The 22,279-nt window shown below is 72.1% G+C and carries 23 protein-coding genes; 7 read left to right on the top strand and 16 right to left on the bottom strand.

The window, feature by feature from the left end; genetic code table 11:
* Positions 1-9 precede the first annotated feature (9 nt).
* Genes ABFX46_RS01275 through ABFX46_RS01295 form a run of 5 tightly spaced genes read right to left on the bottom strand, consistent with a single transcriptional unit; the run spans position 10 to position 4,559 of the window.
* Positions 10-810, bottom strand: coding sequence for an SDR family NAD(P)-dependent oxidoreductase (locus ABFX46_RS01275; protein WP_346039472.1), 801 nt, complete (start codon positions 808-810; stop codon positions 10-12).
* The gene (locus tag ABFX46_RS01280; protein ID WP_346039473.1) at positions 803-1,267 is read right to left on the bottom strand and encodes a nuclear transport factor 2 family protein; all 465 of its coding nucleotides are present in this window, start codon (positions 1,265-1,267) and stop codon (positions 803-805) included. The genes ABFX46_RS01275 and ABFX46_RS01280 overlap by 8 nt, the downstream gene beginning before the upstream one ends.
* Positions 1,264-2,145, bottom strand: a complete 882-nt coding sequence (locus ABFX46_RS01285) for an LLM class F420-dependent oxidoreductase (protein ID WP_346039474.1) — start codon at positions 2,143-2,145, stop codon at positions 1,264-1,266. The genes ABFX46_RS01280 and ABFX46_RS01285 overlap by 4 nt, the downstream gene beginning before the upstream one ends.
* 21 nt (positions 2,146-2,166) lie before the next feature.
* Positions 2,167-3,642, bottom strand: coding sequence for an FAD-dependent oxidoreductase (locus ABFX46_RS01290; RefSeq protein ID WP_346039475.1), 1,476 nt, complete (start codon positions 3,640-3,642; stop codon positions 2,167-2,169).
* Positions 3,643-3,647: 5 nt separating this feature from the next.
* Positions 3,648-4,559, bottom strand: a complete 912-nt coding sequence (locus ABFX46_RS01295; protein ID WP_346039476.1) for a VOC family protein — start codon at positions 4,557-4,559, stop codon at positions 3,648-3,650.
* Between the two features lie 165 nt (positions 4,560-4,724).
* Here ABFX46_RS01295 and ABFX46_RS01300 point away from each other — a divergent pair, with 165 nt between their 5' ends.
* On the top strand, positions 4,725-5,561 hold the full coding sequence (locus tag ABFX46_RS01300) for an SDR family NAD(P)-dependent oxidoreductase (RefSeq protein WP_346039477.1): 837 nt from the start codon (positions 4,725-4,727) through the stop codon (positions 5,559-5,561).
* Positions 5,562-5,631: 70 nt separating this feature from the next.
* On the opposite strand, the gene ABFX46_RS01305 is transcribed toward ABFX46_RS01300, so the two are convergent.
* Genes ABFX46_RS01305 through ABFX46_RS01320 form a run of 4 tightly spaced genes read right to left on the bottom strand, consistent with a single transcriptional unit; the run spans position 5,632 to position 10,388 of the window.
* Complete coding sequence (locus tag ABFX46_RS01305; RefSeq protein ID WP_346039478.1) at positions 5,632-6,816, bottom strand: acyl-CoA dehydrogenase family protein; 1,185 nt, start codon at positions 6,814-6,816, stop codon at positions 5,632-5,634.
* 22 nt (positions 6,817-6,838) lie between these two features.
* On the bottom strand, positions 6,839-7,849 hold the full coding sequence (locus ABFX46_RS01310; RefSeq protein ID WP_346039479.1) for a 2Fe-2S iron-sulfur cluster-binding protein: 1,011 nt from the start codon (positions 7,847-7,849) through the stop codon (positions 6,839-6,841).
* A complete protein-coding gene (locus tag ABFX46_RS01315) occupies positions 7,846-9,522 on the bottom strand; it encodes an FAD-binding protein (protein WP_346039480.1) in 1,677 nt (558 codons plus the stop codon). Before ABFX46_RS01315 ends, ABFX46_RS01310 begins: the two co-directional genes overlap by 4 nt.
* Positions 9,519-10,388, bottom strand: coding sequence for an alpha/beta fold hydrolase (locus ABFX46_RS01320; protein ID WP_346039481.1), 870 nt, complete (start codon positions 10,386-10,388; stop codon positions 9,519-9,521). The genes ABFX46_RS01315 and ABFX46_RS01320 overlap by 4 nt, the downstream gene beginning before the upstream one ends.
* Positions 10,389-10,714: 326 nt before the next feature.
* Between ABFX46_RS01320 and ABFX46_RS01325 the strand changes: the two genes are divergently transcribed.
* The gene (locus ABFX46_RS01325) at positions 10,715-11,314 is read left to right on the top strand and encodes a flavin reductase family protein (RefSeq protein ID WP_346039482.1); all 600 of its coding nucleotides are present in this window, start codon (positions 10,715-10,717) and stop codon (positions 11,312-11,314) included.
* A 44-nt stretch (positions 11,315-11,358) separates the two neighbouring features.
* On the opposite strand, the gene ABFX46_RS01330 is transcribed toward ABFX46_RS01325, so the two are convergent.
* Positions 11,359-12,294 carry an IclR family transcriptional regulator gene (locus ABFX46_RS01330; protein WP_346039483.1) on the bottom strand — a complete coding sequence of 312 codons (936 nt, stop codon included), beginning with the start codon at positions 12,292-12,294 and terminating at the stop codon, positions 11,359-11,361.
* 177 nt (positions 12,295-12,471) lie between these two features.
* Between ABFX46_RS01330 and ABFX46_RS01335 the strand changes: the two genes are divergently transcribed.
* The 4 genes from ABFX46_RS01335 (at position 12,472) to ABFX46_RS01350 (ending at position 15,031) form a co-directional block, all read left to right on the top strand.
* The gene (locus ABFX46_RS01335; RefSeq protein WP_346039484.1) at positions 12,472-13,347 is read left to right on the top strand and encodes a TIGR03619 family F420-dependent LLM class oxidoreductase; all 876 of its coding nucleotides are present in this window, start codon (positions 12,472-12,474) and stop codon (positions 13,345-13,347) included.
* Positions 13,344-13,835: a nuclear transport factor 2 family protein gene (locus ABFX46_RS01340; protein WP_346039485.1), complete on the top strand. Its 492-nt coding sequence runs from the start codon at positions 13,344-13,346 to the stop codon at positions 13,833-13,835. The genes ABFX46_RS01335 and ABFX46_RS01340 overlap by 4 nt, the downstream gene beginning before the upstream one ends.
* A gap of 177 nt (positions 13,836-14,012) precedes the next feature.
* Positions 14,013-14,657 (top strand): Panacea domain-containing protein, encoded by a 645-nt coding sequence (locus ABFX46_RS01345; RefSeq protein ID WP_165965438.1) that lies wholly within the window; start codon positions 14,013-14,015, stop codon positions 14,655-14,657.
* A complete protein-coding gene (locus ABFX46_RS01350) occupies positions 14,657-15,031 on the top strand; it encodes a type II toxin-antitoxin system PemK/MazF family toxin (protein WP_165965439.1) in 375 nt (124 codons plus the stop codon). The genes ABFX46_RS01345 and ABFX46_RS01350 overlap by 1 nt, the downstream gene beginning before the upstream one ends.
* Before the next feature lie 25 nt (positions 15,032-15,056).
* Here ABFX46_RS01350 and ABFX46_RS01355 read toward each other — a convergent pair whose 3' ends face one another.
* The 3 genes from ABFX46_RS01355 to ABFX46_RS01365 all read right to left on the bottom strand — a co-directional run bounded on the left by ABFX46_RS01355 (position 15,057) and on the right by ABFX46_RS01365 (position 17,741).
* Positions 15,057-15,983: an MHYT domain-containing protein gene (locus ABFX46_RS01355; protein WP_346039486.1), complete on the bottom strand. Its 927-nt coding sequence runs from the start codon at positions 15,981-15,983 to the stop codon at positions 15,057-15,059.
* A gap of 93 nt (positions 15,984-16,076) precedes the next feature.
* Positions 16,077-16,874, bottom strand: a complete 798-nt coding sequence (locus ABFX46_RS01360) for a maleylpyruvate isomerase family mycothiol-dependent enzyme (RefSeq protein ID WP_346039487.1) — start codon at positions 16,872-16,874, stop codon at positions 16,077-16,079.
* A 9-nt stretch (positions 16,875-16,883) separates the two neighbouring features.
* Entirely contained in the window at positions 16,884-17,741 is an 858-nt protein-coding gene (locus ABFX46_RS01365) for an SGNH/GDSL hydrolase family protein (RefSeq protein ID WP_346039488.1), read from the bottom strand.
* A gap of 96 nt (positions 17,742-17,837) precedes the next feature.
* Here ABFX46_RS01365 and ABFX46_RS01370 point away from each other — a divergent pair, with 96 nt between their 5' ends.
* Positions 17,838-19,043, top strand: coding sequence for a PucR family transcriptional regulator (locus ABFX46_RS01370; RefSeq protein WP_346039489.1), 1,206 nt, complete (start codon positions 17,838-17,840; stop codon positions 19,041-19,043).
* Positions 19,044-19,045: 2 nt separating this feature from the next.
* On the opposite strand, the gene ABFX46_RS01375 is transcribed toward ABFX46_RS01370, so the two are convergent.
* The 3 genes from ABFX46_RS01375 to ABFX46_RS01385 form a co-directional block, all read right to left on the bottom strand.
* A complete protein-coding gene (locus ABFX46_RS01375; RefSeq protein WP_346039490.1) occupies positions 19,046-20,812 on the bottom strand; it encodes a hydroxysqualene dehydroxylase in 1,767 nt (588 codons plus the stop codon).
* Positions 20,813-21,063: 251 nt separating this feature from the next.
* On the bottom strand, positions 21,064-21,264 hold the full coding sequence (locus ABFX46_RS01380) for a hypothetical protein (protein ID WP_131942561.1): 201 nt from the start codon (positions 21,262-21,264) through the stop codon (positions 21,064-21,066).
* Between the two features lie 78 nt (positions 21,265-21,342).
* Positions 21,343-22,131, bottom strand: coding sequence for an acetate uptake transporter family protein (locus tag ABFX46_RS01385; protein ID WP_346039491.1), 789 nt, complete (start codon positions 22,129-22,131; stop codon positions 21,343-21,345).
* Between the last annotated feature and the right edge of the window lie 148 nt (positions 22,132-22,279).

The raw sequence follows: 22,279 nt of genomic DNA on the forward strand, positions 1-22,279 counted from the left end.
CGGCACTCCCTAGGCGCGGTGGGGGCGGTTCGTCCAGCCCTGGTCGTCGGCGCGGGCGAACCAGCCGGACGCGGCAAGGGTCCCTCCGTCCACCGGGATCGTGTGGCCGGTGACGAAGCGGGCGTCATCTGAGGCGAGGAACGCGACCACGGCGGCATAGTCGTCCGGCTCGCCGAAGCGGGCCAGCGGCACCCAGGTGTGCTCCAGGCCCTCGTCATAGCCGCGCCGCATCCACTCGACCGGGGTCTGTTCCGTATTGGCGAGATCAGGCGCGATCGCGTTCACGCGCACCCCGTGCCGTCCGACCGCGACTGCGAGGCTCCGCGTGAACGCCGAGACGCCCGCGTTGAACGCCGAGTACACCGGATGCTGCGGAATCCCCCGGAACGCCTCGACCGTGGAGTTGTTGACGATGCTCCCCGACCCCTGCTCGATCATGGTCGGCAGCAGCGCGTGGGTCAGCTTGAACACGTGCAGCAGGTTCAGCTCATAGAGCCGCTGCCATTGCTCAGGCGTGCTGTCCTGAAAGGACGAGGCGGCAGGACGAAAGTCGCCCACGTTGTTGACCAGCACATCCACCCGGCCGGAAACCGCCGCCGCGACCCGCTCGACCGTCTCGTCCTCGACGATGTCGCCGAGGACGGTGACGCACCGGCCGCCGGCCGCCTCAATGTCGGCCTGAGCCCGGCCGGCGGCGTCCGCGTCGATGTCGTTCAGGACCACCAGGTCGCCCCCGGCGGCAAGGCGACGCGAGATCGCCCCGCCGATGCCGAGCGCGCCGCCCGTGACGACACTTACACGCCTACTCACCGCGCCACCTCCGCACCGGACGGGTCTCGATCGAGTCGATGCGCTGCTCGCGCCGGGCGATCCGCCAGGTCTGGCCGTCCAGGCGGTAGGTGTCGGTGTAGCGGCAGTGCCAGACGAGGTCGGAGACCGTGCCGTCCTCCCGCCTGGCCAGGTGGTGGGCGACGCAGGCGATCTCGCCGGCGGCCGTCCCGGGTTCGGAGCCGACGTCGAACACCTGCCCGGCAAGGGCGTGGAACGTTACGGGGATGCCGTTCAGCACCGACAGCGTCGCGGTGATCTCCTCGCGTCCGGTGAACGTGCGCACCGGGTCGAGGTCGCCGGGGGCGTCCGGCAGGACGAGCACGGCGTCCTCGGTGAACAGCTCCCCCATCGCGTCGATCTCGCGGCGGTCGGCGTGCAGCGCGTACCGGGCGACCAGGTCGCCGAGGGCGATCTGGTCGACGACTCCCAGCGTCATGCCAGGCCCAGGCGCTCGGCGCACGCCGACAGCTCGTCCATCGCCTCGTTCAGGTCCTTGGTCGGCGCGCCGCGCAGGACGAGCCGACCGGCTCCCAGCGCGCCCAGCCTCTCCGCCTTCTCCGGCGTCACCACGGACAGCGAATGGCCGAGGGTCAGCTCCAGCGCGTCCGGGTCGCGGCCGTTCCTCTCGGCCTCCTCCCGCATCAGCGCGACCAGCGAACGGAGCTCGTCCCCCGCCACGCCGAGCGGCTGCAACCCGTCCCCGTACCGCCCGGCGCGCCGCGCGGCGGCCTTCGTGTGCCCGCCCACATGGATGGGCACCCCACCGGGCTGAACCGGCTTCGGGTAGCTCATAGCCCCCTTGAACCGGAAGAACTCCCCGTCATGCGAAGCCCCCGAGGGCGCCGTGTCGGCCCACAGCTTCCGGAGCACCTCCAGCTGCTCGTTGCCGCGCCGCCCCCGCGAGTCGAAGTCGGCGCCGCACGCCTCGATCTCCTCGCGCATCCAGCCCATCCCGACGACCAGCCGCAACCGTCCGCCCGACAGGGCGTCGATCGTCGCGAGCCGCTTCGCCAGCACCACGGGGTGGTGGTTCGGCAGGACGAGCACACCGGTGGCGAGCCCGATCCGCGACGTCTGCCCGGCCAAGAAGGCCAGCAGATCCAGCGGATCCGGAATGTCCAGGTCATCGGCCAGTTCCATGCGCCCCGACGCGTCGTACGGGTAGACGCTGGAGTAGGAGCTGGCCACCACCGCGTGCTCGACCGCGCCGACCGACTCGAAGCCGCAGGCCTCGGCGTGCCGGACGTAGGGGCCGATCCACGCGGGATCGGCCGTCACGCCCGCCGCCACGGGGAGCAGGACGGCGTACTTCATGCACATGCCTCTCAGTTCGAATCAGCTCGACGATGCGGCGGCGGCGGCCCGGCCGGCGCGGCGGCCGAAGAACGTGCCGTCGCCGAGGGACGTCCCGCTGATGTAGCCCTCGCCGTGGATGCCGGACGCCGTCCGCCCCGCCGCGTACAGGCCGGGGATCGGCTCGCCGGAGTTGTTGCGGACCTCGCCGTCCACGGTCGTGTCCAGGCCGCCGAGGGTGAACCCGCCGGCGCCCGTCCCGGCGCCGTGCTTGCCCGCTCCGAAGAACCCGTCGCGCGGGTCGATCGCCGCGAACGGGCCCCTCAGCGGACGCAGCCACTTGGCGTCCTTGTGGAAGTAGGGGTCTTCGCCCTTCTCCGCGTACCGGTTGTAGGTCTCGACGGTCGCCTCCAGCGAACCGGGCGGCAACCCCAGGGACTCCTCCAGCTCCGCGAGCGTCTCCGCCGCGTGCGTCGGCCGGACGCCCCACATGTCGGCCTCGGCGATGTCGTCGTGCCCGGCCTCGTCGATGATCGCCCAGTAGGGGCCGGGCTGGTGCTGGACGGCCTGGTGGCTGAACAGCCCCGGGTAGACGTCCTCGTTGATGAAGCGGCGGCCGAGGCCGTCCACGAGCATGCCCCGGCAGATGACGGCGGGGTTGGCGGTGAGCGCGATCTCCACCGTCGCCATGCGGCGGGTCGCGGCGCCGGCCGCGGTCGCCATCCGGATGCCGGAACCGTCGCTCGTCCCGTCGCTGACCTTGTCGTGCCCGAGCAGCACCGGGGCGTGGTCGGCGAGCATCTCCTCGTTGTCGACGAACCCGCCGGACGTCAGGACGACGCCCCGCCGCGCCCGGTACGTCACCGTGTCGGCGAACTTGCGCGCGACGACGCCGACGACCCGGCCGCCGCCGTCCACGACGAGGTTCGTGGCGTAGGTGTCCTGGTGGGCGACGGCGCCCGCCTCGGCGGCGGCCGCGATCAGCTTCTCCATCAGGATCCCGCCGGCGAACATCGGCGTCTCCGGGCGGTGCCCGCGCGGCGCCGGCCTGGCGATCGTGTTGTACGGCCAGGCGTTCTCGCCGAGCCACATCAGGCCGTCCTCGGTGTACGGCATCCAGCCCGGCGCGTCGAACAGGGTCTCCTTGAACGGCACGCCGCGCGCGCGGAACCACTCGAAGTGCTCCACGCTCTCGTCGCAGTACAGCCGCAGCTTCTCCTCGTTGGCGTGCGGGCCGAGGGCCGCCTTGAGGAACGCGAACATGTCGTCCGGCGTGTCCTCGAAACCGCACGCCTTCTGCACCTGCGTGCCGCCGCCGAGGTACAGCTCGCCGCCCGACTGCGCGGACGTCCCGCCGGGGCCGCTCGACCGCTCCAGGACGAGCACGTCCGCGCCCGCCGCCGCGGCCTCGTACGCCGCGGCGGCACCGGCGGCTCCGTAGCCGACGACCAGCACATCGCACTCGTGGTCGAACTCCGCGTCCGCGGCGGCGACCGGTTCCACCGAAGGCCTGGCCACCGGCGTCAGCCCTTCTTCTGCGGGGTGAAGGCGGCCAGCGGCTCGGAGCCCGACCAGTCGTGGCCCCAGTAGCTGTCCTTGGTGATCTCTTCGGCGGTGTAGTACGTCTCGTCGACGAGCATGCCCTCGCAGCCGTACTCGACGTCCCAGCCGCCGGGGGCGCGGACGTAGAACGACACCATCTTGTCGTTGGTGTGCCGCCCGAGCGTGGACGAGATCGAGAAGCCCTTCTCCTTGACGCTGTCGAGCGCGATGCCGACCGCGTCGAGGGAGTCGACCTCGACCATCAGGTGGACGAGGCCCGGGTCGCCGTCGTGCGGGGCCGGGCAGACCGCGAGGCTGTGGTGCCGCTGGTTGACGCCCATGAAGCGGATCCGGACGGCGCCGCCGCCGACCTTCATCGCGCCGCGCGGCAGGAACCCGAGGACCTCGTTGTAGAACGTGACGTTCGCGGCGAAGTTCGGCGTCGGCAGGACGACGTGGCCCATGCCCATCGCGCCGGTGACGAACTTCTGCGCGAAGCCCGTGCGCACCGGGCTGTGGTCGAGCACCGGGCCGAAGAACACCTCGACGGGGGTGCCGCCGGGGTCGGTGAACGCGATGACCTCTTCGGCGTCGCGCTCCGCGGCCTCCTTGGCGGACAGCACCGTGACGGCCGTCCCGGACTTCTCCACGGCCTCGCGGACGGCGGCCAGCGCGAACTGGTCGCGGACCTCCCAGCCGACGGCGAGCACCCGGTCGCTGTCGCCCGGCAGCACCTGCAGGCGGGAGCGGCGCTCGTCCATGCGCAGGTAGAGGCCGTCGGGGTCCGGGCCGCTGCCCTCCGCGAACCCGAGCCCTTCGAGGGCGAACTCGCGCCAGCGGTCGATGTGGCGGGTCTGGACCTTCAGATAACCCAGCCCTCGGATCTGCGTCACTGTCCTCGATCCCTTCGGTGTCGCGGCCCGCGCGTCGGCGGCCCACGCGCGGTCCGCGCGCGGTCCATGCTCAACCTGCCAAACCCCGTGGTGCGCTGCCCGGACCTTCCCGCTCAGTGAGAGTCGCGCGGCGGTCCCGGGCGGACGACCGGCGAGGATCGTGGGATGACAGCAACGAGACCGGTCGCGCTCGTGACCGGGGCGAGCCGGGGAATCGGCCGGCGGACGGCGCTAGCGCTGGCCGCCGCCGGGCACGACGTCGCGTTCACCGCGCGGACCGTCGCGGAGGGCGAGGGCCGGATCCCGCCGCGGCACGGCACGGCGGCGGCGATCCCCGTCCCCGGCAGCCTGGCGCGGACGACGGCGGAGATCGAGGCGCTGGGCGTGCGGGCCCTGCCCGTCCAGATGGACCTGCTCGACCGGGCGAGCGTGCGGGCCGCCGCGCAGACCGTCCTGGACGCCTGGGGACGCGTGGACGTCCTGGTCAACAACGCGGTCGCGCACATCGCGGGCACCCACGAGCGGTTCCTCGACCTGGACGTGGACGTCGCCGAGCAGTTGGCCGCCGGCAACTACCTCAACCAGATCGTCCTACTCCAGGCCGTCCTCCCCGCGATGCTGGAGCAGGGCGGCGGGACGATCGTGAACCTGTGCTCGGGGTCGGCCACCAGCGACCCGCCCGGACCTCCCGGCGAGGGCGGCTGGGGCGTGGCCTACTCGGCGTCCAAGGCGGCCTTCGGACGGCTCGCCGGCGCGGTCAACGCCGAATACCGCGAGAACGGGATCCGCGCGTTCAACCTCGACCCCGGCTTCGTGATCACCGACGCGGGCGCCGCGCGCGGCGGCCTGGACTCCCTGAAGGAGAAGGGCTTCGAGCCGACCCCCGAGGAGGCCCCGGGAGCAGCCGTAGTCTGGCTGGTCACCCACCCAGAGGCGGAAGCGTTCCTAGGCCGCGTGATCTGGACGCCCAAACTAGTCGCCGACCGGTCCCTACTCCGTTGATCTGCGGCGTGTTGTTGTTATGGAGGCGCTCATAACAACAACACGCCGCAGGTCAACGGGAATGGGGGGGTTAGATCATGGAGCGCATCGGGCCCTGGGGGGGTTCGATGTCGAGGTCTGTCAGGGCGCTCACGTGGTAGACGGAGCCTGGGACGTGGATCGCGTGGGCCAGGCCGACGTGCGCGTCCCGCCAGAAGCGCTGGATCGGGTTGTCGTTGCGCATCGCGTTGCCGCCCGACCGGACGACGATCTCGTTCATCGCCTGGCAGGCCCGCCACGCGGCGCGCACCTGGGTGCGGCGGCCGGCGGCGCGCTCGGCGAACGTCGGGACGTGCCCGGACGCGACCATGTCGTACATGCGCGAGCAGTTGTCGAGCAGCGCCGTCCGGGACGCCTTGATCTCCTCGGCCGCCTCGCTGATCGCGTACAGCACGTACGGGTCGTCCTTGATCTTGGTGCCGGTGATCTGGACGCGGTTGCGCTGGTAGGCGAGGTGGTGGTGCAGGGCGCCCTCGGCGATGCCGATCACCGCGGAGGTGATGCCGAGCGGGAACACGCAGGAGAACGGCATCAGGTAGGACGGGTTGGTCAGCCCGGCCTCGCGGGGCGCGGAGCCGTCGACGACCTTGGAGTACTCCAGCGTCCGGTACGTCGGAACGAAGGCGTCCTTGACGATGATGTCCTTGCTGCCGGTGCCCTTGAGCCCGGCGACGTCCCACGAGTCCTCGACGATCTCGTAGTCGGAGCGGGGCAGGATCATGTGCAGCGACTGCGGCGGCATCGCCATCTTGCCCTCGTCGTCGCCCAGCATCGCGCCGAGGAAGATCCAGTCGCAGTGGTCGGTGCCGGAGGAGAACTGCCAGCGGCCGTTGAAGATGTAGCCGCCGTCGACCGGGCGGGCGATGCCCATCGGCGCGTAGGGGGACGCGATCCACGTGTCGGGGTCCTCGCCCCAGATCTCCTGGCGCACCTTCGGGTCGGCGTAGGCCATCTCCCACGGGTGGACGCCGACGATGCCGGCGATCCAGCCGGTGGAGCCGTCCAGGGAGGCGACGCCCATCACCGTCTCGGCGAACTCGCGGGGGTGGACCTCCAGGCCGCCGTACTCCTTCGGCTGGAGCAGCCGGATCGCGCCGGACTCCCGCAGGATCGACGCGGCCTTGTCGTCCAGCCGGCCGAGCGCCTCGTTGGCGGGCCCCAGCTCGCGGATCTGCTCCGCCCTCTCCATGATCGTGTCAAGCACGCGGTTCGCCATCGCCTGTCTCCCGTGATGTGTTTCAGCCGTCGTAGGTGATCTTCAGCCGGTCGGTGACCGGCCTCGCCTGACAGGCGAGGATGAGGCCGTCGGCGAGATCCTGCTCGTCGAGGACCGTGTTGGCGTCCAGGGTGACCTCGCCCTCCAGCCGGATGCAGGCGCAGGCCGAGCAGTTGCCCTCCCGGCAGGAGAACGGGGCGTCGACGCCGGCGCGCAGCAGCGCGTCGAGGAGCCGGTCGGACTTCGGCCAGGGGACGGTCCGCGTCTCGCCGTCCATCTCGACCTCGACCTCGCCCGCGTCGCCGGTGTCCTCGGCGGCCTCGGGCTCCTCGAACGGGTCGCCCTCCAGCGAGAAGAAGCGCTCGACGTGGACGCGCATGCCGAGGCCGGTGAAGGTGTCGGTGACGAGGTCCATGAAGACCTCCGGCCCGCACACGAACGCCTGCCGCCCGGTGTACGGCCCGGCCAGCGAGCGGAGCGTCGCCGGGGTCGGCAGGCCCTGCACCGACTCCAGGACGTGGACGACCGTGAGCCGGTCGGGGTGCGCCTCGGTCAGCGCCCGCAGCTCGTCGGCGAAGATCACCGATTTCTCGTCCCGGTTGGCGTAGAGCAGCGCGACCCTGCCGCTCCCGCCCGCCAGGCACGACTTCAGGATCGACATCACCGGGGTGATGCCGCTGCCGCCCGCGACGAGCAGCAGGTCGTCGTCCAGCGACGCGGGCGTGAACGTGCCCGCCGGGCGCAGCACCTCCAGCACGTCGCCGGACGTGATGTTGTCGCAGATCCAGTTGGACCCGAGACCGCCCGCGACCCGCTTGACCGTGACCTTCAGCCGGTCGTCGGTGAGCGGCGAGCTGCACAGCGAGTAGCAGCGCGCCGCCCAGCCGTCCCCGGCCGGGACGCGGACGGTGAGGAACTGCCCGGGGCGGTAGCCGAACCGGTCCCGGTCGCCCTCGGCGGGTTCGAGGACGAGCGTGTGCGCGTCGGCCGTCTCCTGGACGACCTCCACCACCCGCGCCTTCAGAGCCGTCATGACCGTTCCGGGGCCTTTCCTGCCGCGTGCCGCGCGGCGATGTAGCCGAACACGATGGACGGGCCGATCGTCGCGCCGGGGCCGGCGTACTCGTTGCCCATCACCGACGCCGAGGAGTTGCCCGTCACGTACAGGCCCTCGATGACCGTGCCGTCCTCGCGCAGGACGCGGGCGTGCTCGTCGGACACGAGGCCGCCCTTGGTGCCGAGGTCGCCGACCTCCAGCCGGAACGCGTAGTAGGGCGCAGTCTCCAGCGGGTCGAGGTTCGGGTTCTTCAGGTTCGGGTCGCCGTAGTAGCGGTCGTAGGCGGAGTCGCCGCGGCCGAACTCGGGGTCCTTGCCCGCGCGGGCGTACCCGTTGAACGTCTCGACGGTCTCGGCCAGCGCGTCCGCCGGGACGCCGATCTTCCCGGCGAGCTCCGCCAGCGAGTCGGCCTTGAACGCGATGCCCTTGTCGTAGAACGCCTTCGGGATCGGCGCGCCCGGCAGGATCTGCGCGAACGGGTAGCGGGCGCGGGACTTCGCGTCCATCACGAACCAGGCCGGGACGTGCCCGCCCTCCAGCTGGTCGTGGACGAAGTTGACGTAGGGCGCGGCCTCGTTGGTGAACCGCTTCCCGTCCTGCGACACGATGACCTGCCGCGGGATGGCGCGCTCGGACACCAGCGGGATCACCGCGCCCGCCGGGTGCCGGACGGCGGGCATCCACCATGCGTCGTCCATGAAGTCCAGGCCGGCGCCGAGCGCCTCACCGGCGCGGATGCCGTCGCCGGTGTTCTCGCGGGCGCCCATCGCGAAGTCCTCCTGCCCTCCCGTGGGCAGGTACTTGTCGCGCATGTCCTGGTTGTGGTCGAAACCGCCCGTCGCGAGCAGGACGCCCTTGCGGGCGCGGATCCGCATCGTGCCGCCGTCGCGCTGGGCCGCGACGATGCCGATGACGCGGCCGTCCTCGTCGGTGACCAGCTCGGTCATGGCGGTCTTCAGCCACAGCGGGACCCCGGCGTCCTTCAGCGCCATCCGCAGCCGGGCGACGAGCGCCCGGCCGCCGGTCGACATGTGCCGGCGGCGGACCATGTTGGACGACACCCGCCACGCCGCGACCAGCGACGCGCGCCGGCCCGCCCAGGTGCGCTTGGCCATCGCGAGGTCGTGGTAGTCCTTCGCGGTGATCCACAGGCCGAGCGGGCCCTTCATGTTGTTCGGCCGCTGGTACTGCTCGTCCTCGCCGAGCTTGCGGGTGTCGAACGGCACGGCCTCGATGGAGCGGCCGAGCGGCCGGCCGCCCTCCAGCTCGGGGTGGTAGTCGGCGTAGCCCTTCGTCCAGAAGAACTTCACCCACTTGCTCCGGCCGATGAGCTCCATCGCGGCGGGGCCGTTGTCGACGTAGGCGTCGAGCCGCGCGGCGGGGACGCGCCCCTCGGTGAGCAGGTCGAGGTAGCGGCGGATGGACTCGCGGCTGTCGTCGTGGCCGCGGGCCTTCAGCGTCGGGTTGTTCGGGATCCAGATGCCGCCGCCGGACAGCGCGGTGGATCCGCCGAACTTCTTGCCCTTCTCCACGATCAGCGCGGACAGGCCGGCGTCGTGCGCGGTCAGCCCGGCCGTCATCCCGCCGCCGCCGCTGCCGACGATGACGAGGTCGTACTCGTGGTCCCACTCCTGGGCGGCGGCGCTCATCCCTGCTCCTTGGTGGTGAGGAAGGCGAGGACGGCGCTCTCCCAGGCGGCCTTCTGCTCGATCATCACCCAGTGCCCGCAGTTCGGGAAGATGTTCACCTGGACGTCCGGGATCGTCCGCATCGGGATGAGGGCCATGTCGACGGGGCTGACGCGGTCGTCCCGTCCCCACGTGATGAGGGTCTTGGCCTTGAGCTTGTGGAGCATCGCCCAGTAGGGCGGCTCGTCGGACGCGGCCATCGCCTTCGCGCGGGCCGCCATCGCCTTCGACCCGTACATCCGGCGGGCGGCGGCGAGCGTGTCGGGGTCGGTGGCCTGCTGCCAGCGCTCCTCGATCAGCTCCTCCGTCACGACCTTCGGGTTGTAGACCATGGAGTTCAGCCACCGGACGAGGCCCTCGCGGGTCGGATCGTCGGTGAACTCCGCCAGCAGCTTGATGCCCTCGCCGGGCGCCGGGCTGAACACGTTCCGGCCGATGCCGCCGATCGTGACCAGGCGGCCGATGCGGTCGGGGTGCTTCAGCGCCACCTGGGTGGCGACGATGCCGCCCATCGAGTTGCCGATCACGTCGACCTGGCCCAGGTTCAGGCCGTCCAGGAACCGGATGACGGCGCCGCCGGCGGCCATCATCGGGTGCTCGTCGGTCGGGTCGCTGACCCCGAACCCGGGGAACTCCAGGACCAGGCACCGGAAGTGCTCGGCGAACCGGGCGAGGTTGCCGCGGTAGTTGCGCCAGCCGGTGACCCCGGGGCCGGACCCGTGCAGCAGCAGCAGGGGCGGGCCCTCGCCGGCCTCGTGGTAGCGCAGGACGCCCTGGTCGGTGGCGAGCTCCCGCAGCGTCGACTCGTAGGTCAGCTCGGCAGGCATGATCTCCCAGTCCTTCGACGGTGGCTTGACCGGAACGTAGATCCGGTCGGGGCAAGGTCACCCGGCGTATCCCGATCAGCGGGACGCGCGTGCCGGCGGGGCCCTCCGGGGCCGGTTCGGCGCGCGCTTCCACTCAACGGGATCGGTACGCGCCGCCCCTGCCGGGCATGCCTACGTTTCAGGCTCACCGGCGACTTGACCGGCGACGCGTCCGCACTGCTTATTGGACAGTGCCGCTTATTGGGCATTGTTGATGGACATGTTGGTGTTGAAAAGGACGTTGCCCGACAGGGAACACGTCCCGTACCGAGCCCCGAGGTGAACAGATGCCAGCCGAGCCCGCGCTCACCGCAGCCACCGGCCCCGCGCCCTCCGACGCCGCCGCCCCCGATCCGGCGGAGTTCCGGAAGGCGATGGCCGAGTTCGCCACGGGAGTCACCGTGATCACCGCCGTCGACGGCGGTGAGCCGGTCGGGTTCGCCTGCCAGTCGTTCGCGTCGGTGTCGCTGGAGCCGCCGCTGATCCTGTTCTGCGCGGACAAGCGCGGCCGGTCCTGGCCGCGGATCCGCTCCGCCGGGCACTTCTGCGTGAACGTGCTCGGCGAGGAGCAGCGGGAGCTGTGCGAGCGCTTCGGCTCCAGCCGGGGCGCCAAGTTCGAGGGGCTCGACTGGGGCGTCTCGGCGTGGGGGGCGCCGACGCTGCCGGACGTCCTGCTCGCCGTGCACGCGGTCGTCCACGACGTCCACGAGGCCGGCGACCACGAGGTCGTGATCGGGCGGGTCCTGGACGTGGAGCGGCACGACAGCCGGAACGGCGTGTGGCGGCGCCCGATGGTGTTCTTCCGCAGCCGGTTCGGCGTCGGCGAGCCGGACGCGCCGATCGCCCCGGACCCGTGGGGGCTCGGGGACCGGTGGGGCTGGGGCTGACGCCCCGCCGCACCCGGCGGCCCCGCCCCCGGCCGGGCGCGGGGTCACATCCAGGTGCCGCGTCCGTCGACGGCGAGCAGCCGGTTCATCGTCTCGGACGACCATGTCGACTCCTCGCTCGTCCGGCGGACGCCGGCGCGGCGGCCGCGCGGGCGCTCGGTGCCGGGCGCCGACCCGGGGAAGAGGATCTGTGAGGTCTCGCGGGCCGCGGTGACCACCAGCGGCGCGACGTTCTCCAGCGGCGTGCGGATGTCGCCGACCAGCGAGATCCCGGCGACCGGCCCCTCCGCGCTGCGGATCGCGGCCGCCACGCAGGCGATGCCGGCGAACGACTCGCCGCGCTCGAACGCCAGGCCGCGGCGCTGCCGGATGCGGTGCAGCTCCTGGTGCAGCGTGCCCAGCTCGCCGATGGTGCGGCTGGTGAACCGGCTGATGTTCTCGCCGAGCAGCGCGTCGACCTGCTCGGGCTCCAGCCACGCCAGCATCGCCTTGCCGAGCGCGGTGCAGTGCGCGGGGGCGCGCCCGCCGACCCGCGACGGCACGGACGCGGCGAGCCGCCCGCCGAGCTTGTCCAGGTAGAAGACCTCGGCGCCGTCCAGGACGGCCAGGTGCGCGACGAGCCCGGTGGTGACCTGCAGCTCGTGCAGCAGCGGCGCCGCCGCCTCGCGGATCTTGCCGTGCCCGCCGTCCTGCCCGCCGAGCCCGAGGGCGCGCTGGCCGAGCCCGTAGCCGAACGAGTGGTGGGCGAGCCAGCGCTGCTTGACGAGCTGGTCCAGGATGCGGTGCGCGGTCGAGCGCGGCAGCCGCGTGCGGCGCGCGACGTCCTCCAGCGTCAGCCGGGCGGTCGGCCCGTTGAACGCGTCCAGGATCAGCGTCATCCGCTCGATCATCGACGGCGGCGACTCCCGCCGTACCGTCCCCGCCGACAGTGCGTCCGACGCCAGTGCGTCCGCTGCCCCGTGCACCATCGCCTCGGTCATCGCACCTCCCAGAACCGACTGAAATGAATTCTTGTTACCTGGAATGTAGCAACCGCTTGGTGTCCTGTGAAGAGGGCCCGTAACTCCAGGTCAGCGGAGCCTACGATGCTGGAACCGCTGCTCGGGACGCTGCGGCATCCGTGATAGAACGTTTTCCTGCCGACGAGGGGAGCAACGATGCGCATCGGGATCGTCACGCCGGTGGCGGCGCAGCCGCCGCCCGGCGCCGCCGCCTGGGAGCGGGACGCGGGGATCGAGGAGATCGCGGCGATCGCCGAGACCGCCGACCGGCTCGGCTACCACCATGTCACCTGCAGCGAGCACGTCGCCGTCCCGGCCGAGGCCGCCGAGCAGCGCGGCGGCGTCTACTGGGACCCGCTCGCCACCTTCGGCTACCTCGCCGCCCGGACGTCCCGCGTCCGGCTCGCCACGCAGGTCCTCGTGCTCGGCTACCACCACCCGCTCGCGATCGCCAAGCGGTACGGGACGCTCGACCGGATCAGCGGCGGGCGGCTCGTGCTCGGGCTCGGCGTCGGCAGCCTGGAGGAGGAGTTCGACCTGCTCGGCGCCCCGTTCGCCGGCCGGGGCGCCCGCGCCGACGACGCCCTGGCCGCCCTCCGGGCCTCGCTCGGGCGCCGCGTCCCCGAGTACCACGGCCCGCACTACGACTTCTCCGGGCTGGTGGTGGAGCCGCACGCCGTCCAGGAGCGCGTCCCGCTGTGGATCGGCGGCCGGTCGGGGCGCTCCCTGCGGCGCGCGCTGACCGCCGACGGCTGGGTGCCGTTCGGCCTCCCGCTGAAGACCCTCGCCGAGATGCTGCGGGACGCCGACGTCCCGCCCGGTTTCGAGGTGGTGCTGGCGCCGTCCCGTCCGCTGGACCCGCTGGCCGACCCCGAGGCCGCCGGCACGGCCCTCACCAGGCTCCGCGAGGCGGGCGCCACGATCGCCGGCGTGAAGTTCGCGTCCACGTCCCCGGCGCACTACCGCGAGCAGATGGCGGCCCTGCGCGACCTTGCGGACGCCTACGGACTGGCCTTCGAGGAGGAGCTGTGACCGTCGAGTCCCGTCTCGCCGCCCTGGAGGAGCGCCTCCGCGCCCTGGAGGACGAGCGCGAGATCACCCGCCTGATCCTGTCCTACGGCCCGCTCGTCGACAGCGGCTGCGCCGGCGAGGTCGCGGCCCTGTGGGAGCCCGGCGGCGTCTACGACGTGGACGAGATCATGATGACCGGGCGGCCGGAGATCGAGGCGATGGTGCGCTCGGCCAACCACCAGCGCTGGATCGCGGGCGGCTGCGCGCACGTCGTCGGCCCGCCGCACGTCACCCTCGACGGCGACGAGGCCACCGCCGTCGGCTACACCCTCATGATCGTCAACCGGGACGGCTTCACCCTGCGCCGCGCCACCGCCAACCACTGGCGCCTGCGCCGCACGGAGGACGGCTGGCGCGCCGTGAACCGCACCAACCGGGTCCTGGACGGCCGCGAGGAGTCCCCCGACCTCCTCGCCTCCCACTTCCCCGAGGCCGTCCGCCACCGCTGACCGGGGACCGCCGGCCGAGGATTTGCCAACGGGCGGTTGCATCGTTGAGTGATATTCTGAATACATAGGGCGACCATCAGATTAGTTCACCATGGGAATGCACATCGGATGGCCGAACATGTGTTCGATTGACGGAGGGGGGTGGTGAGCTTGAACCGCGGACCTACACTGGACGTTGTGACGGCTCCTGCGCCACTCCGGGGGCCCGCGGCGGCCATCGCCTACCTGCTGGCGTCCGCCCGGGCCAATGGCACGCGCGTGAACCGCACCAAGCTCACCAAGCTCCTCTACCTGGCCGACCTGCGCGCGGTCGAGTCGGGCCTCCCGCCCGGCTCCGGGCTGGAGTGGCGGTGGCGCCACTACGGGCCGCACAGCCTCCGGCTGAAGGAGGTCGAGCGCGACCTGGTGGAGGCGGGCCACATCCAGGTGACCGACACCCTCGACCCGTTCACCGGCAGGTGCGAGTACACCATCCACCTGCTGGACGCCCCGCAGACCGTCATCGACGCCGAGTTCACCGCGATCGTCGACGGCGTCCTGATGGAGTTCGGCGACTGGTCGGCGAGCCAGCTGCGCGACCTCGCCTACCAGACGCCGCCCATGCAGGAGGCCGTCCGGCAGGGCAGGCGCGAGGTGCGGCTCGACCTCTCCGGCGGCGCGCCCTTCCCCGACCTCGGGCCCGGGCTGGCGCGCCTGCGCGACTGGGCCGCCCGCAACCCGCTCCCCGGCGACGAGCCCGGCGGGGTCGACGACCTCGCCGAGGAGATGGAGCACCTCGCCGACCACCGCGCCGACGCGACCCGACGGCTCCTGGAGGAGTAGTGCCGGGTCCGTACGTGGCCGGCGGGGTCTACCTCGTGCCCGACAAGGTGCTGCGGCTCATCCCCGAGGAGGGCAGGGACGTCCACGACGAGCGCCGCCCCGTGGTCGTCGTCACCGGCGGCGAGTCCAACGGGGACCCCGACTGGCCCTTCCTCCTCGCCTGCCCCGTGTCGGGCTCGACGCGGCGGCGGACGCGGTTCGACGTCCAGCTCTCCCGGGGCCAGGGCGGCGCCGTCAAGAAGTGCTGGATCCGCATCCCGGCCGTGCAGCCGCTGATGAAGTCGGCCCTCGAAGACCGCACGGGCGTGCTGGACGAGGAGCTGCTGACGCAGGTCCAGGGGCGGCTCGCGCAGTATCTCGGCCTCCTGAGCTGAACCCCGGGCGGGCCGTGGGCCCGGGTCAGGGGTGGGGAGGACCGCCCGTGGGAGCGCCGCCCGTGGGGGCTCCGCCGGCAGGGCCGCCACCTGTGGGACCGCCGCCGCCGAACCATTCACCGGCGGGCGGGCGGGAGTCGGACGGGGCCATCGGGGACGGCGGCGCCGGCCGCGGCTGGTTGCGGCGGGCCTCCAGGCGCTCCTGGAGTTCGGCCTCGATGCGCAGCTCGTCCTCGTTCGGGGCCATCGCGATGATGATGAGGAGGATGGTCGCGACCGCGCCGACGCCGCCGACGAGGGGCAGGATGAAGTCGACGGCCTTGGCGCCGGTGGGCGTCATCTCGTGCCCGTGCAGGCGGACGCGCATGGCGGCCATGCCGGTGTAGTGCATGCCGGTCACCGCGACGCCCATGATCAGCGCGGCGCCGGCCGTCGCCCACATGCCGCGGACCGTGAGCGCGAACCAGAGCGCGGCGGTGGCCGCGACCACGGCGATCACCACCGAGAGCACGACGAGCCCCGACCGGTAGCCGAGGTCGGCGGCCATGTTCATGGCGGCCATGCCCATGTAGTGCATGCTCGCGACGCCCACGCCGGTGATGGCGCCGCCGATGACGATGACCGGGGTGCCGCTGCCGGCGAAGCCGACGATGAACAGCCCGACCGCGACGACCGCGATCGCGATGAGGCAGCTCAGCAGGGTGAGCGGCACGTCGTAGCGGATCTCGGCGTGCGGGACGCTGAAGCCGAGCATCGCGATGAAGTGCATCACCCAGATGCCGGTGCCGCCGATGGCCAGCGCCGCGAGGCCCAGCCAGGAGGCCCGGGAGCGGCCGGTCGTGGCCCGCGCCCGCGCCGTGCACATCAGCCCGAGCAGCGAGCCCACGAAGGACATCAGGTACGCGGCGACCGGAGTCACCAGGCCGTAGGAGAAGTGGTGGACTTCCGTCATAGTCGCCCCCGGAACGGTCCAAATGTGATCGCCGCATACTAACCCTGCTGATCAGCACGGATCGAACGCGGTTCGGCCCTGGGGACGAAAGATTCAGGGGGTGATGGCCATGGCGGCAAGGATCCGGGCGGCGAGGGCGGCGTCGCCCGTGACGTGGACGGTCACCTCGTCGGGGGTGCGGCGGCCCGCGGTCAGGCGGACGTAGGTCTCCCAGTCCATGGCGAGTTCGACGGTCGCATCGCCCGGGGCGGACGGGGCGCCGCGGCCGTTCTCGTCCACCCGGACGGCCGCGCGGACGTCGGGCGGGCCGGTGATCGTGAAGGTCGCGGAGTCGCCGGGCGCGGCCTTGGCGCGGCGGGCGACGATCAGGGGCAGGGCGGGGCCGAACAGGTTCCAGAAGCAGTGCGCGGCCGGGGCGTCGAGGTTGCCGGGGCGGCCGGTCGCGCGGCGGACGTCCTGCTCGTGCGTCCAGCAGTCCATGGCGCGGACCATCATCAGCCGGGAGTAGGGGCCGTCCCGGCCGTCCGGCATCGTGACGACGCGGTGGGGGTCCAGGGTGGGGAGCTGGGCGAGGCGGCGCTCCAGGGCGTCCGCGAGCTCCGCGGCGACGGCCGGCCCCGGGACGGGGCGGCGCACGTGCACCGCCGCCTCCAGGGACCGGCCGAAGTCGTTGCGGACGTGGTCGAAGTCGGGGACGTCGATGTCGGGCGCGGGGTCGCCGAGGAGATCGAGCTCGATGCCCACCAGGTGGGACAACTGGTCCTTGACCGTCCAGCCGGGGCATTCGGTGGGCCGGTCCCAGTCGTCGCCGGTGAGCGTGGCCGCGAGGGCGAGGGTCGAACGGACCGTCTGCTCATAGGCGGCGACGTTGGCGCGCATCTCCTCGTTCATCCCCGGAGCCTACGCTCCCAGCGCGTTGCCGATGATGGCGGCGTAGGCGGCCTCGCCGCGCGCGTTCGGGTGCAGCGGGGCGGCCGGGTTCAGCGGGACGTAGCCCTCGACCCAGCGCCTGGTCGCCGACTGGCAGGCGTCGTGGCCGGCGGACGGGGTGACGAGGTCGATGTAGGTGGCGCCGTGGGCGGCGGCCTGGTCGCGGATGACGCCGTTCATGGCGTTGACGGCGCCCTGCAGGAAGTTGGCGTCGGTGGGCAGGACGGGCTGCACGGGCCAGCAGCCGTTCGGCTTGATGTAGAGGCCGTATCCGGTCACGACGATGCGGGCCTTCGGCGACCTGGCGCGGATACCGTCCAGGACGGCGCTCAGGCTCGCACCGAGGGCGGCGGTCTTCTGCGCGACCTCGTCCTCGAACTCGCCCTTGCAGGGGGTGGCGGTGGGGTCGAGGTTGACGCAGTCCTCGGCGATGCCGACGAGCCCGACGTCGTTGCCGCCGATGGTGAGGGTGACGAGGGTGGTGGACGCGGTGAGGGCGTCGAACTGCGGCGGGACGGTACCGGTGTCGACACCGGCGACGCTGGTGCTCTGCGACTCGGTCATGTGCTTGGTGCGGGCGCCGCTGCAGGTGACGTCGGTCAGGTCGGCGTCGAGCGCGTCGGCGAGCTCGTGGGCGTAGTTGTGGGTGGACCGCCCGCAGCCGATCGGGCCGGTGATGTTCGGGATGAGCGGCCCGGAGGCCATCGAGTCGCCCAGGGCCACGTACTCCGCCCCGGCGGCCAGTGGGGCCGCCTGGGCGGGGGTGGCGGCGAAGGCCGTTCCCGCGAGGACGAGTGCGCCGACCATGCCGTGCAACAGACGCTTCATGCCAACTCCCGGCGTCATGGACGATGTCGCCGTGATCGTCCAGAATCTGGACAGACCGTTCAATTGGCGTGAAAACAGACTCTTGCGGGAGCCGTTGTGACGCTGGACAACACCGGTGGCATGCGGGCCCTGCGCATGGGCGGCCGGCCGATGGCGGCCCATCTGCGGGCCCGCGCTCCGCGGCTGACCCGGCGGGTGCTCGCGCGGCTGCTCGCCGAACTGCCCGTCTACGCCGAACTGCCGCAGGAGGAGGTCGCCGGGGACATCGCCGGTATCGTCCAGCACAGCCTGCGCCAGTTCGCGGACGTGCTGGAGCGGCGCCGCCCCGCCGGGCCCGGGGAGTTCGGCGCCCAGCGCGAGTCGGCGGCGCTGCGCGCCGAGGAGGGCGTGCCGCTGGACGCGATCCTCGCCGCGTACCAGATCGGCGCGGCGATGGCGTGGGAGGAGCTGACCGCGGGCGCGGAGCCGTCCGACCTGCCCGCCTTCCAGGAGGCGCTCGGCTACTTCCTGGACTTCCAGCGGCTGCTGATCTCCTCGGTCAGCGCCGCCTACCTGGAGGTGCGGCAGATCCTCGACAGCCAGGAGCACGGCGGGCGGCACGCGCTGATGACCGCCCTGATGACCGGGGAGACCGCGGGGCACCGCCCGGCGCCCCGCTGGGCGGTGCTGACGCTGGCGTTCGCCCCGCACCCGGACGAGGCGGGCACCGGCCAGCGCGCCCGGATCGCGACCCGGCGCAAGATCCGCCGGGTCCGGACCGTGCTGGACGAGGTCGCCGACGAGCCCGCGTTCACCACCCTGGACGCCGCCGGCGGCACGGCCCTGCTCCCGTTCTCGGCGGGCTGGGACGTCCTGCACGACCTGGTGGCGCGGGCGGCCAAGTGCGCCGACACCCCGGTCACGGCGGCAGCGGAGATCACCGGCCCCGCCGGGATCCCCGCCGCCGTCGGGCAGACCGCCGAGATCATGGACCTGGTCCGCCGGGCGGGCCGCCCGCCCGGCCTGTACCGGCTCACCGACGTCCTGCTGGACTACCAGCTCAGCCGGCCGAGCGGCGCGCTCGCGGGGCTCGCCGCCCTGCTGGCGCCGCTCGACCCGAAGCCGGAGCTGCTGCGCACGCTGGAGCGGTACCTGGCCTGCGACCTGGACCGGCGGACGACGGGCGCGGCCCTGCACGTCCACCCGAACACGGTCGCCTACCGCGTCCGCCGGATCAGCGCGCTGACCGGGCTCGATCCGGCCCGGCCGAGCGACCTGCGGTTACTGCACGCGGCGATGATCGCCCGCCGCGCCCTTCCGTAGGGTCACCTCCCCGGCCAGCGGGTGTCGAGGACGTCGAACTCGTGCGGCAGCCGCAGCGCGTAGCGGAGCTTGTCCTTGGCCTTGAACGGAATCCACAGCGGCTGCTCGTACAGCTCGTGGACGTCGCACCGGCCGGCGCTCGAACCGGCCGCGTCCAGCAGCGCGTTGACGGCCTTCCGGCCGCCCTGGTTCGCGCCCTCCATCGTGGTGACGTTGATCGGCGTCTTCACCCAGTCCCCCGCCAGGAACAGGTTCGGGATCTTCGTCTTGGACTCCGGCCGCAGCCTCCACGACCCGGGCTGCTGGATGAACAGCGGGGTGTCGTTGGTGACGCCGCCGCTCCCGGTCGGGACGATCGCCGGGTCGAGGAACCAGGAGTGCAGGTCGGCGTCGGTGAGCAGCGTCTCCCCGCTGTCGTTGAGGTGGGCCTTGATCTGCTTCCAGGTCTCGGCGGCGATCTCGTCGGGCGTGCACTCCGACGCCTTCTTCCCGTTGAAGGTGCCGGGCGTGAACCAGTCGGAGATGATCGAGGAGAGGCAGTCCCGGACGGTCCCGTCGCCGTAGGTGGCGAAGTCGCGCCTCCAGAACTGCTCCTGGCTGATGGACGTGACCGCCCAGGCCGAGTCGCCGTAGTTGACGTGGCCGGCCGCGAGCGGCAGCTTCTTCTTGAGGAAGAACTGGAGCCCGGTCATCCAGTCGGTGCGCAGCCCCCGGATGTTCGCCAGCGACGGGTCGGCCCGCAGGACGGCGTCGCTCAGCAGCGTCACGGCCCGCTCGCACGGCATCGCGACGACGAACCAGTCGGCGGAGATCGGCGACTTGCCCTTGACGCCCGCGGACGTGATCCTCCCGTCGGAGACCGAGAGGGAGTCGACCTCGTACCCGACGTTGAACTTGACGCCGAGGTCGCGCAGGTGCGCGATCCACGGGTCGAGCCACATCTCCGACGAGGACCCGTTCAGCACCCGGTCGACCGACCCGCCGGGCTCGTTGCCGAGCCCGAGGATGCTCCACACGGTGGCCTCGCCGACCATCGCGATGGAGTGGGTGCTCGCGTCCTTGGACTTGGTGGCGGCGAGGTTGCGGATCGTCCCGTCGGCGATGAACTTGTTGTACTCGTCGGAGAACCGGTCGGCGCGGATGTAGTCGGCCCAGGTGATGTTCTCCCACTGCCCGAGCTTGCGCTCGTCGCAGCTGGTGACGTAGACGAGCAGCTTCTGCGCGGCGAACGCGGCCTCGGTCAGCGACAGCTTGGCGATCGTCTGGAGCCCGGACGTGATCGTGGCGAGGAAGCTGGTGGTGTCGTAGATCGACGAGTGCGGCGGCAGCGGGAAGGGGAACGGGATGGTGAGGTCGGGGCGGCCCTGCCGCGACATCATGTACGCGTCGGCGCGGACGAGGTTGTCCCATGTCCCCTTGGCGTTGCCGGGGAACGGGGTGCGCCGCATGGTGTCGGTGAGGTTGAAGTAGAAGCCGGGGAAGAAGCGGAACCCGTGCTCGCCGGGCAGGTCCAGCCGGCCGCCCGTCCCGGTGCCCGCGGGGAAGATGCTGCGCGCCTTGCCGCCGAGGGCGGTGCGCTCGTAGACCTCGACCTCGAACCCGCGCTCGACCAGCTCGTGCGCGGCGGTGAGGCCGGCGACGCCGGCGCCGAGGACGGCGACCCGCCGCCCGCTCGCGGCCCGCGCCGGGACCGGTCCCATGGCCATCGCGCCCGCGGTGGCGGCGCCCACCACTCCCGCGTCTCGAAGGAACTTCCTGCGTGTCGTCACGGCGACCCTCCCGGTGCCAGGCCCCCGACCCGATAAGTGGTGAGTTACTTGTAACACGCTATTAGCGACCTGCCAATAAGTCGGGACGCGCCGGCTCCGGTCGGCGCGGTATGGGCCCGGCCGAAACGGCGGAAGGCGCCGGGCGCCGCGGAAGGGCGCGCACGGGCCGAGACAGGCGAAGACACCGGACGCGCGCGTCCGGTGCCGCTCCGCGCTCAGCGCGGGAGATTACCGGGGGGCGACCCGGGGCCTCAGCCCGCGGTCGCGCCGGGGTGCTCGGTGCGCAGGTGGTACTGCAGCGAGGACAGTTCGAGATGCGGCTGGTGGCAGTTCACGCAGGCCCAGATCCCGCTCGGAATGGTGACGCCGTGCTTCGCCGCGTCGTCGCGCGCGCACAGCGCGGTGTAGGACTGGACGAGGCGCCGCCACGTCCGCCGGACCGCCGATGACATTCCCGCTCCCCCTCCGGGCCGACTCTCTGGCTCGGCCCAGGATAAGGCAACGGGAATGTCAAGGCGAAACGCCGGAGATCACTGTCCGATCTTCACCCCCGGCTCACCGTGCCGGTACTCCAGCGGGCGGATGCCCCGGCCGCCGGGGACGTTGCCGGCCACGCGGTACTTGCCGGTGGGCAGGATCGTCCGTCCGAAGGTGTTCTCCATCATCATGGCCGCCGCCGCGTACAGCGCGATGACCGCGGACGCGACGAACAGCCAGCCGCCGACGTCCAGGGACCAGTTCGACGGAGCCCAGAAGCCCGCCGCGGTGAAGCCGGCGCCCACGGCGAGGCACGCCAGCAGGATCGCCAGGACCATGTTCTCGCCGAGCGCCGCCAGCGCGCACAACCCGGTGATCACCGCGAGGGCGATGAACCAGAACGCGAATCCCTGTCTGACCGTGCCGAGCGTCGGTGCCAGGGCGGCCGGTGCCGCGCCGATGCTGACCAGCATGAACAGCAGCCCCCAGGCGAGCCAGAACGCGCCCCACATGCCGTGCACTGCGGTGGCGAGGCCGTCGCGGGCCCGGTAGGCCCACATGCCGGCCAGGAACTGCGCGAGGCCGCCGAAGAACAGCACGAACGGCCACAGGATGAGCGGGGTGGCGGCGTTGCCGAACCAGCCGGCCTGCCAGGCGCCGACCATCATGGTCGCGCCCGCGAATCCGAACAGCCCGAGGATGGACGGTGCCGCGATGGGCTGCAGGAAGACCCGCGTGCGGTCCTCCCAAAGCGCGTGCTCGCCGGGCTCATTGGCGCCCCGGCGGGGAGCCGCCGCAGCGCCCTGAGCGGGGGTCGCGGCCGCAGCGCCCTCGCCGGACATCGGCGATTCTCCATGCTCTCTTCGCCTTGCCATGAGATCCCCCTCTGGAATCGGAGAGCTGTAAATGCCTCCTAACCGTGGTTTGGGGGGTCAAACAGGTCATACACCGATCCTCGCGGGACCGTCCGCAATCTCCTCGATCGTTTAC

The sequence above is a fragment of the Actinomadura chokoriensis genome, from assembly GCF_039529475.1.
Taxonomy (GTDB): Bacteria; Actinomycetota; Actinomycetes; order Streptosporangiales; family Streptosporangiaceae; genus Spirillospora; species Spirillospora bangladeshensis.

Coding starts and splice junctions, on each gene's coding strand:
- ABFX46_RS01280 (WP_346039473.1), bottom strand. CDS start 1,267: ATGACGCTGGGAGTCGTCGACCAGATCGCCCTCGGCGACCTGGTCGCC.
- ABFX46_RS01285 (WP_346039474.1), bottom strand. CDS start 2,145: ATGAAGTACGCCGTCCTGCTCCCCGTGGCGGCGGGCGTGACGGCCGAT.
- ABFX46_RS01300 (WP_346039477.1), top strand. CDS start 4,725: ATGACAGCAACGAGACCGGTCGCGCTCGTGACCGGGGCGAGCCGGGGA.
- ABFX46_RS01305 (WP_346039478.1), bottom strand. CDS start 6,816: ATGGCGAACCGCGTGCTTGACACGATCATGGAGAGGGCGGAGCAGATC.
- ABFX46_RS01310 (WP_346039479.1), bottom strand. CDS start 7,849: ATGACGGCTCTGAAGGCGCGGGTGGTGGAGGTCGTCCAGGAGACGGCC.
- ABFX46_RS01315 (WP_346039480.1), bottom strand. CDS start 9,522: ATGAGCGCCGCCGCCCAGGAGTGGGACCACGAGTACGACCTCGTCATC.
- ABFX46_RS01320 (WP_346039481.1), bottom strand. CDS start 10,388: ATGCCTGCCGAGCTGACCTACGAGTCGACGCTGCGGGAGCTCGCCACC.
- ABFX46_RS01325 (WP_346039482.1), top strand. CDS start 10,715: ATGCCAGCCGAGCCCGCGCTCACCGCAGCCACCGGCCCCGCGCCCTCC.
- ABFX46_RS01330 (WP_346039483.1), bottom strand. CDS start 12,294: ATGACCGAGGCGATGGTGCACGGGGCAGCGGACGCACTGGCGTCGGAC.
- ABFX46_RS01335 (WP_346039484.1), top strand. CDS start 12,472: ATGCGCATCGGGATCGTCACGCCGGTGGCGGCGCAGCCGCCGCCCGGC.
- ABFX46_RS01355 (WP_346039486.1), bottom strand. CDS start 15,983: ATGACGGAAGTCCACCACTTCTCCTACGGCCTGGTGACTCCGGTCGCC.
- ABFX46_RS01360 (WP_346039487.1), bottom strand. CDS start 16,874: ATGAACGAGGAGATGCGCGCCAACGTCGCCGCCTATGAGCAGACGGTC.
- ABFX46_RS01365 (WP_346039488.1), bottom strand. CDS start 17,741: ATGAAGCGTCTGTTGCACGGCATGGTCGGCGCACTCGTCCTCGCGGGA.
- ABFX46_RS01380 (WP_131942561.1), bottom strand. CDS start 21,264: ATGTCATCGGCGGTCCGGCGGACGTGGCGGCGCCTCGTCCAGTCCTAC.
- ABFX46_RS01385 (WP_346039491.1), bottom strand. CDS start 22,131: ATGTCCGGCGAGGGCGCTGCGGCCGCGACCCCCGCTCAGGGCGCTGCG.